At 52.2% G+C, this 8,541-nt stretch carries 11 protein-coding genes; all 11 read right to left on the reverse strand.

What is annotated here, in order from left to right; genetic code table 11:
* On the reverse strand, positions 1 to 357 hold a 357-nt coding region (locus DBO31_RS01080), incomplete at its 3' end, for a ribonuclease III family protein (RefSeq protein ID WP_304466336.1).
* Between the two features lie 14 nt (positions 358 to 371).
* Positions 372 to 1,625 (reverse strand): beta-ketoacyl-ACP synthase II, encoded by a 1,254-nt coding sequence (gene fabF, locus DBO31_RS01085; protein WP_059076795.1) that lies wholly within the window; start codon positions 1,623 to 1,625, stop codon positions 372 to 374.
* Between the two features lie 31 nt (positions 1,626 to 1,656).
* Entirely contained in the window at positions 1,657 to 2,613 is a 957-nt protein-coding gene (locus DBO31_RS01090) for a nitronate monooxygenase family protein (RefSeq protein ID WP_172793345.1), read from the reverse strand.
* A gap of 73 nt (positions 2,614 to 2,686) precedes the next feature.
* Complete coding sequence (locus DBO31_RS01095; protein WP_059076793.1) at positions 2,687 to 2,932, reverse strand: acyl carrier protein; 246 nt, start codon at positions 2,930 to 2,932, stop codon at positions 2,687 to 2,689.
* Positions 2,933 to 2,971: 39 nt separating this feature from the next.
* Positions 2,972 to 3,715: a 3-oxoacyl-[acyl-carrier-protein] reductase gene (gene fabG / locus DBO31_RS01100; RefSeq protein WP_059076792.1), complete on the reverse strand. Its 744-nt coding sequence runs from the start codon at positions 3,713 to 3,715 to the stop codon at positions 2,972 to 2,974.
* Position 3,716: 1 nt separating this feature from the next.
* Positions 3,717 to 4,658, reverse strand: coding sequence for an ACP S-malonyltransferase (fabD, locus tag DBO31_RS01105; RefSeq protein ID WP_059076791.1), 942 nt, complete (start codon positions 4,656 to 4,658; stop codon positions 3,717 to 3,719).
* A 21-nt stretch (positions 4,659 to 4,679) separates the two neighbouring features.
* Positions 4,680 to 5,672: a beta-ketoacyl-ACP synthase III gene (locus DBO31_RS01110; RefSeq protein WP_150824234.1), complete on the reverse strand. Its 993-nt coding sequence runs from the start codon at positions 5,670 to 5,672 to the stop codon at positions 4,680 to 4,682.
* Positions 5,656 to 6,681, reverse strand: a complete 1,026-nt coding sequence (gene plsX / locus DBO31_RS01115) for a phosphate acyltransferase PlsX (RefSeq protein ID WP_075582019.1) — start codon at positions 6,679 to 6,681, stop codon at positions 5,656 to 5,658. Before plsX ends, DBO31_RS01110 begins: the two co-directional genes overlap by 17 nt.
* Before the next feature lie 13 nt (positions 6,682 to 6,694).
* Positions 6,695 to 7,237 (reverse strand): transcription factor FapR, encoded by a 543-nt coding sequence (gene fapR, locus DBO31_RS01120; RefSeq protein ID WP_059076788.1) that lies wholly within the window; start codon positions 7,235 to 7,237, stop codon positions 6,695 to 6,697.
* Between the two features lie 147 nt (positions 7,238 to 7,384).
* Positions 7,385 to 7,615: a YdbC family protein gene (locus DBO31_RS01125; RefSeq protein WP_059076787.1), complete on the reverse strand. Its 231-nt coding sequence runs from the start codon at positions 7,613 to 7,615 to the stop codon at positions 7,385 to 7,387.
* Between the two features lie 130 nt (positions 7,616 to 7,745).
* Complete coding sequence (locus DBO31_RS01130) at positions 7,746 to 8,540, reverse strand: YitT family protein (RefSeq protein ID WP_234995342.1); 795 nt, start codon at positions 8,538 to 8,540, stop codon at positions 7,746 to 7,748.
* Position 8,541: the final 1 nt, after the last annotated feature.

Consider the following 8,541-nt stretch of genomic DNA (forward strand, 5'->3'; position numbering starts at 1 on the left):
CCGCGTCCGGCCGCCGGAGAGCTGTTCGCCCCGTCCCATGAGCATGTAGTCGCCCATATGATACGAGCCAAATACGGAAGCCAGAGGCATTTCACTGACTACACTGGCCCTGGCTTTGGAAAGTTCCCCTTCCGGCATGTGAGGATAATGCATGAACAGGTATTCGCCAATGACCAGGTCCAGAATGGCATCACCGAGAAATTCCAGGCGTTCGTTAAAGTGGACATGGCGGTTCTTATTTTCATTGGCATAGGAAGAATGAGTCAATGCCGCATCGAGGAGCTGCAGGTTGCGGAAGGCAGGCAGCCCCAGGACGGCGATACATTTCTCAAGTTGTGCTTTTCGTTCCGGTTTCATTACGAATGCATCTCTTATTCTGCATACTTCTTGAACAGAAGGGTAGCATTGTGGCCGCCAAATCCGAAGGAATTGGAAATAGCCACCTTGACATCGGCATCTACAGCCTGACCCGGTACGTAATTGAGACCGAGTTCTTTCAGTTCATCTTCCGGTTCGATGAGGTTGATCGTGGGATGTACGTGACCGGTAGCAATGGTCAGTGCGCAGGCAATGGCTTCGACAGCACCGGCAGCGCCCAGGAGATGCCCTGTCATGGATTTCGTCGAGCTGACCAGCATGTCCCTGGCATGGTCGCCGAAGAGACGGGCGATGGCCTTGGATTCATTGAGGTCATTGAGATGCGTGGACGTACCGTGGGCATTGACATAGTCTACATCGTCCGGAGTAAGGCCGGCATCCTTGACGGCGAGAGCCATGCATTTGGACTGCTGGATGCCTTCCGGAGCCGGAGCCGTAATATGATAGGCGTCGGCATTGCTGCCATAGCCGCCAATTTCACAGTAAATATGAGCACCCCGTTTTTTAGCGTGTTCCAGTTCTTCCAGGAATACGATGCCGGCTCCTTCGCCCATGACGAAACCATCGCGGTCTTTATCGAAGGGGCGGGAAGCGTGTGCCGGGTCATCATTGCGGGTACTGAGAGCCTTCATGGCCGCAAAACCAGCTACGGCACCGGGGGATACGGCAGCTTCCGTGCCACCGGCTACGGCTGCGTCGAGTTCGCCGCGCTGGATCATGCGGTATGCCGCGCCGATGGAATTCGTCCCCGTTGCACAGGCGGTGACGACGCTGGCGCAATGGCCCTGGAGACCGAAGATGATGGATACCTGGCCAGATGCCATATTGCCAATCATCTTGGGTACGACGAACGGGTTGACCCGTGACGGACCTTTGGCAAATAATCCCTTGTAGAGATTATGCAGCGTTTCCATGCCGCCAATGCCGGTACCGACAATCGTACCGATACGGTCCCGGTCTTCTTTATCCAGATCGACGCCGGAATCATCGATAGCCAGTTTGGCTGCTGCAACGGCAAACTGGGTAGAAATGTCCATGTGCCGTGCTTCTTTGCGATCAATGTTGTAGTCTGCCGGGTCAAAATCTTTGACTTCACCGGCAATGCGGGCCGCGTATTCCGTCGCATCAAAATGTGTAATCGGGCCAATACCGTTCTTGCCGGATAAGAGGGCGTCCCAAAAAGTATCTTTGCCGATGCCCACCGGGGATACGACACCCAGACCGGTAATTACTACACGTTTTTCCAAAGTGTTCACCTCATCCATAAAAAGTTCGTGATTAATCGGGAATTGCTTCTACTTCCCGTTTCAGATATGCAAATATTTCCTTGACCGGCAGGATATCGTGGATTTCCTGCATGCGCCGGCCGGAAAATACGAGACCAGTTTCGACATCTCCCTGCTGAGCCCGCGTCAGAGCGCGGATGATGCAGTACTTATGGCTGCACTTCTTGAGGCAATGGTCGCACGTAACCGGCTTGGGAGCCGTTCCCAGGAGCACCCGTTCCGAAAAAGGCGTACGGATAGCCTGACCCGGCAGCCCCACGGGGCTGTGCACGAGGATGAAATCTTCCGGGTTGTTCGCACGGAGATAGACTTTTTTCAATTCATCAGAACCATTCGATTCAACGCTGGCAGCAAAACGGCTGCCCATCTGTACCCCATTGGCGCCGAGACGGAGCATTTCTGCTATATCTTCGCCGTGGAGAACGCCGCCGGCACCGATGACCGGAATATCTACGGCAGCGCGTACTTCCGGCACGATGAGCCGGCTGGAACGGTTCGTGCCCAGATGCCCGCCTGCTTCTGCGCCTTCTACGACAACAGCGGCAGCGCCGAGGTTCTGGGATATTTTAGCTAGTTTAGCCGAGGAGACAATTGGCACAATCGGGGTACCCGAAGCGCGGCCCCAGGCAAACATATCCCGGGAAAAGCCAGCCCCTGCTACTACTAGATCGATTCCTTCTTCAATAGCCGTCATTACGATGCCCTTGAAATCACGGGCCGCAACCATGGCATTTATACCAATAATCCCCGTTGGCGCAAGTTTTCTGGCCAACCGGATTTCATATCGTATTTCATCATATGGCATGCCGGAGATGGCAATCAGGCCAATACCGCCTTCATTTGCAACAGCTGCCGCTAAGCGGGCAGTAGACAAACGTATTGCCATGCCGCCCTGGACGATTGGCACTTTGGCTACAAGCTTACCTATATGTAATTCTGGCAGCTTCACTATAGTTTCCTCCATTCAAGATACCATCCGGGGAAAGACCTGCGCCTCTCCCCATCTGGCTCTTATTGCATACTTACGCTTTCTTTTCCTTTTCGATGTAATCAACTGTATCTTTAACAGTTTTGATTTTTTCTGCCACATCATCAGGGATTTCGATATTGAATTCTTCTTCGAAAGCCATGATCAATTCAACAATGTCCAAGGAATCAGCGCCTAAATCATCAATGTACGCAGCGTCCATTTTGACTTCTTTTTCGTCAACGCCTAACTGTTCAACAACGATGCTTTTTACTTTTTCAAAAGTAGCTTCTTCGCTCATTTCCAATTCACCCCCTTTCAGTGTGCTAATTGTATTATATTACATTACCATGCCGCCGTCCACGTTGAGGACCTGGCCTGTAATGTATTTAGCCTGATCAGATGCAAGGAATAAGACGGCCTGCGCCACATCATCGGCTGTAGCCGGGCGGCCCAGCGGGATGGAGCGGAGCATGTCTTCCTTGGCCGAATCGGGAAGTCCGGCAGTCATGTCTGTTTCTACGTAGCCGGGAGCTACGGCATTGACACGTATATTGCGCGATGCCAGTTCTTTGGCAACGGCCTTGGTAAAGCCGATGATGCCTGCTTTGGCAGCGGCGTAATTAGCCTGGCCGGCATTGCCCGTTTCCCCGACGACAGAGGACAGATTGATGACGGCCCCCTGACGCTGTTTCATCATCAGCTTGGAAACAGCTTTCGTACAATGATAGACACCGGTCAGATTCGTATCCAGGACGGCCTGCCAATCCGCTTCTTTCATGCGCATGAGCAGTCCGTCACGGGTGATTCCGGCGTTATTGACCAGGATATCTACGGAACCAAACTGGGTCTTGACGGCTTTGACCATATCCGCCACAGCCTGTTCGTCAGCTACATCGCACTGGAACACGGCAGCAGCTGCGCCCAACGCTTCGGCCTGCTGCTTCGTTTCTTCTGCAGCTGCCGTATTGCCGGCGTAGACGATAGCCACATTGGCACCTTCCCGGGCCAGCAGCAGGGAGACGGCACGGCCGATGCCGCGGGAACCGCCTGTTACAATCGCAGTTTTACCTGTTAAAAGCATTTTATCTGACCCCCTGGAAAAATTCAAGTGTTTTCTGTAAGGACGGGATATCTTCTACGTTTTCACTATGGATTTTGCGGTCAATCTTACGATTGAAGCCGCAGATGGTCTTGCCGGGGCCGACTTCGACGAACGCTTCAGCGCCGAACTGCTGCATGGTGTGCGTGCAGTCGATCCACAGAACCGGGCTAGCCGCCTGTCTGACCAGGGCTTCCTTAATATCGGCAGCCTTTGTTTCCATCTGTCCGTTCACATTGGCTACGACAGGAATCTGTGCATCGCGGATGGTAATCGTATCGAGGACTTCCGCCAGGCGCCGGGCAGCCGGTTCCATAAGGGTGCTGTGGAAGGGGGCACTGACATGGAGCATGACAGCGCGGCGGGCACCGGCCGCTTTCAGGGCATCGGCCGCTGTTTCTACGGCTTTGGCAGAACCGGCAATGACCGTCTGGCCCGGGCAGTTGAAATTGACCGCCTGGACGACGCCGCCCTGGGCAGAAACCTGGGCACAGATTTCCTTGATTTTTTCGTCATCGAGGCCGAGGATAGCTGCCATGCCGCCTTCTCCGAGGGGAACGGCTTCCTGCATGAACTGGCCGCGCAGCCGTACGGTGCGGACGGCATCGGCAAAGCTCAGCGAGCCGGCTGCTACGAGGGCGGAATATTCGCCGAGGCTGTGGCCGGCAGCGATATCCGGTGTCAGTCCTTCCTGCTGAAGGACGCGGCAGCAGGCCGTGCTGGCCGTGAGGATAGCCGGCTGGGTATTGCTGGTCTTCATCAGTTCTTCATCAGGACCTTCAAAAATCAGCTTGGTCAGCGAAAAATGCAGGGCATCATCAGCTTCTTCAAACAGTTCTTTTACGACGGCATAATTGTCGTATAAGTCTTTGATCATGCCCACTTTCTGGGCACCTTGTCCGGGAAATACAAATGCAGTTTTCAAAGGAATCACCTCAATTCTTTTTTAGTACCATTTCATGACGACGCTGGCCCAGGTCAGGCCGGCACCAAAACCGGCGAGGCAGACAATGTCTCCCCGTTTCACCATCCCCGTGCGGACGGCTTCGTCCAGGGCGATAGGGATGGATGCACCCGATGTATTGGCATATTTTTCGATGTTGACGTATACCTTTTCCATAGGCACATGCAGGCGTTTTGCTGCCGATTCGATAATGCGCATGTTGGCCTGGTGAGGTACGAGGACATCAATATCTTTCTTTTCCAGTTCCGCCCGCTGCAGTGCCAGTTCGGCTGCATGAGGCATTGCTTTGACTGCAAATTTATAGACTTCCTTGCCATCCATGACGGCATAAGCCGATCCGTCGGCGCGGCGCGCATCCGTAACAGGGTTGGCAATGCCACTGCGGATGGTCAGGAAATCGCCGCCGGTACCGTCGGCACCCATGGCGCCGCTGAGGATGCCGTATCCCGAGGGAACGCGGCCGATGACGGCTGCTCCGGCACCATCGCCAAAGAGGACGCAGGAAGAACGGTCTTTCCAGTTGATGACCCTTGTCAGGACTTCTGCGCCGATGACCAGAATATGGTCATACATACCGTTTTCAATCATCTGGGAGGCAATAATCGACCCATAGGCAAAGCCGGAGCAGGCTGCTTCCAGATCGAAGGCGGCGGCATTGACGGCTCCCAGATTGGCCTGGACGATGCAGGCTGTGCTAGGCAGCATCTTGTCTGGTGTCAGGGTGCACACGATGATCAAATCGAGATCTTCCGGGCTGACTCCGGCCATTTCCAACGCTTCTTTTGCCGCGCCCGTTGCCAGATCTGACGTGTTGACCCCTTCGGGGGCTACATGCCTGGCACCGATACCGGTACGGCTGCGGATCCATTCATCCGATGTATCCAGAAACGTTTCCAAATACTCATTCGTCCAAACCTGTTCGGGCACACAATGCCCGGTGCCGAGAATCCCTGCCGGATTAGCTTTCACTATCATATTCCTGAACTCCTTCTTCCTCTATACTATTGCGGATATGTCCTGTCACATCCTGCTGTACCAGTTCACCGGCAACGCGGATGGCATTTTTAATAGCCTTTGCCTTGGAACTGCCGTGGCAGATAATAAAACTGCCGTTGACTCCCAAAAGCGGAGCCCCTCCATATTCCGTAAAATCCAGGCGTTTCTTCAGCGATTTCAGTGCAGGATAAATCGCCAGAGCACCCAGTTTTGCAATAAACCCGCTGTTCTTTATGGCCTGCTTGACCAGCCGGTAGATGAACATAGCCATGCTTTCACCAAACTTCAGTATGACATTGCCGACGAACCCGTCGCAGACGACGACATCTACCGTGCCGTTGGGGATATCCCGTCCTTCGACATTGCCATAGAAAGAAATAGTCTTTAATTTTTCCAGCAGCGGATAGGTGCGCTGGCATAATTCATTGCCTTTCGTCACTTCTTCGCCGATATTCAGCAGGCCGACCTGTGGCTTGTCTATGCCCAGGATGTACTTGGCATAATGGGATCCCATGATAGCCGCTTCCACGAGATGTTTCGGCTTGCTGTTGGAATTGGCTCCCGAATCGAGCAGCACCGTAATTCCCTTTTTGGAAGGAATCGGCGTAGCAATACAGGGCCGTTCGATGCCGGCGATCCGCCCCAGTCCCAGAAGGGCTGCCGTGACAGCCGCTCCCGTACTGCCCGGAGCTACGACGGCATCGCACTGTCCGTCCCGTACGAGCCGTGTCGCCACGACAATAGAGGCATCTTTCTTTTTACGGACTGCCTGCACGGGATGTTCTCCCATTTCGATTACTTCACTGGCATGGACAATAGACAGGCGGTCACTTTCTTTCGCGTCATATTGCTGCAGTACCCTCCGTATTTTCTGTTCATCCCCGACGAGTACTACATCGTATTTATATTCGCGTACGGCGTGAATTGCTCCCAGAACGATTTCTTCTGGCGCATAATCCCCGCCCATAGCGTCTACAGCTATTTTCATTACTCTATCTCCGTTATTCCAAAGACTCTACGATAAACTTTGCCCGGAATACTTCTTTGGCATTCTTGCGTATCTTCACCCATACATAATATTTCTGGTCTCTCTGACGGATTACTTCGGCCCGTGCGACGAGCCGGTCCCCGACAGTTACGGGCTGCTTATATTTTAAGTTGGCAACGGCGATGATACAGACCGGAAGATTCAGGACGGCTTTCGTAAGGGAATCCGCCTGGGCATATAAATACCGTGACTGTACGACATGTGCTGCATCCACCATGTCTTCAGTAGCCATCATAATGGATATCGCATCTTTACCAACATTGCATTCAATCAGGTCCCCCATGACATCTGTTCGGTGTTGCTGGGCCTGTGCTGCTTCGGCGCGCTTTTTTATGCGCATGCGAAGCTCTGGTATCCCCAGGGCCATCCGGTCCAGCCGGATAGTCGCCACGCTGACAGAAAATTCTTCCGCCAGTTCCTCGTCATTGATGAAGGGATTTTCCTCAATGCGGCGGGACAGGAGAGCGTGTCTTTTTTCTCTGGCTATACGAACCATTCCATCACCTTTATGTAAATTATGACCAAGTATTAATAGTACATACAACAGAGATTATATAATGTTTCTTCTTCTTTTGCAAGCAAAATAAAAGTATGCTTTCGTCATTATCCGCACTGAATCTGAGAAAGCATACTTCACACCCCTTTAGTATTTATCAAAATCCATCTTATCCAGAATATTACGAAGTTCAATCAATTCGTCTTTTGTCAGGGTAATCCCTTTGGTCATGGCCTGATAATCAGGATCCCACGAGCGAAGGTCGAACTTGGGCGGCCGATTGTTCCAACTGATATAGGTCAGCTGTTTGTGCCAGCCATCCTTATTTTCTGATAAGGTCCCGCAAATATCTTCAATATTAAAATTCAATTGTGCCATTTCTCTGCCTCCTGTGCGAGAAGCTGTCCTGCATGCTTCTTATATTAATATATAACTATATATGCAATTATTTTATATGATATAGCATCTGTTGTGTTTCGTCAACCAAAAGTGCCCCCCATAAACCATTTTACTCATGGTTCTTTTTCCCTTTGAGCAGACCGCCCTGGGTCTCGCGTATATCAAATATCGTAATAAACGCCCGCGGATCTATCCGTTTTACCACGTCCTGCATTTTGGTGATTTCCAGACGGGAGACGACGCAATACAAAATCAGCGTTTTCTTCCGCGTATAGGCGCCTTCCCCGTGGAAAAGGGTCACAGCTCTTCCCATGTCCTGGGTAATGACCCGGGCCACTTCGTCATGCTTTGCCGAAACGATGAACAGTCCCTTCATTTCATCGAGACCGTTTACGACGACATCGATCATCTTATAGGCAATGAAATAGGCTACCAGCGAATAGAGGGCACTGTCTACGCCAAAGACAAAGATAGCAGATCCTAAAATGAACAGGTTGAAAAACATGACGATTTCCCCGACGGAAAAGGGGGAAATCTTTTCAGTGATGATGGCCATGATTTCCGTGCCATCCAGAGAACCGCCCCAGCGGATGATCAGCCCTACGCCGAGCCCCATGATGATACCGCCGAAAATAGTCGATAAAAAGGGGTCATCCGTCATGGGGGACAGATGGAGGAAACTGCTCCACAGCGAGAGGCAGAAGACGGAATAGAGCGAAAAAAAGGTAAAGCGCAAACCGATTTTACGGTAACCGATGACGAAGAAGGGAATGTTCAGGGCGACGATAAACACACTGAAGGATATGCCCGTCACATGGGCTGCCATGAGGGCAATCCCGACAACGCCACCATCGATGACATTATTGGGTACCAGGAACACGTGAAGGCCGCAGTTATACACCAGG

The organism is Megasphaera sp. DJF_B143, assembly GCF_900320625.1.
Lineage (GTDB): Bacteria > Bacillota > Negativicutes > Veillonellales > Megasphaeraceae > Megasphaera > Megasphaera hexanoica.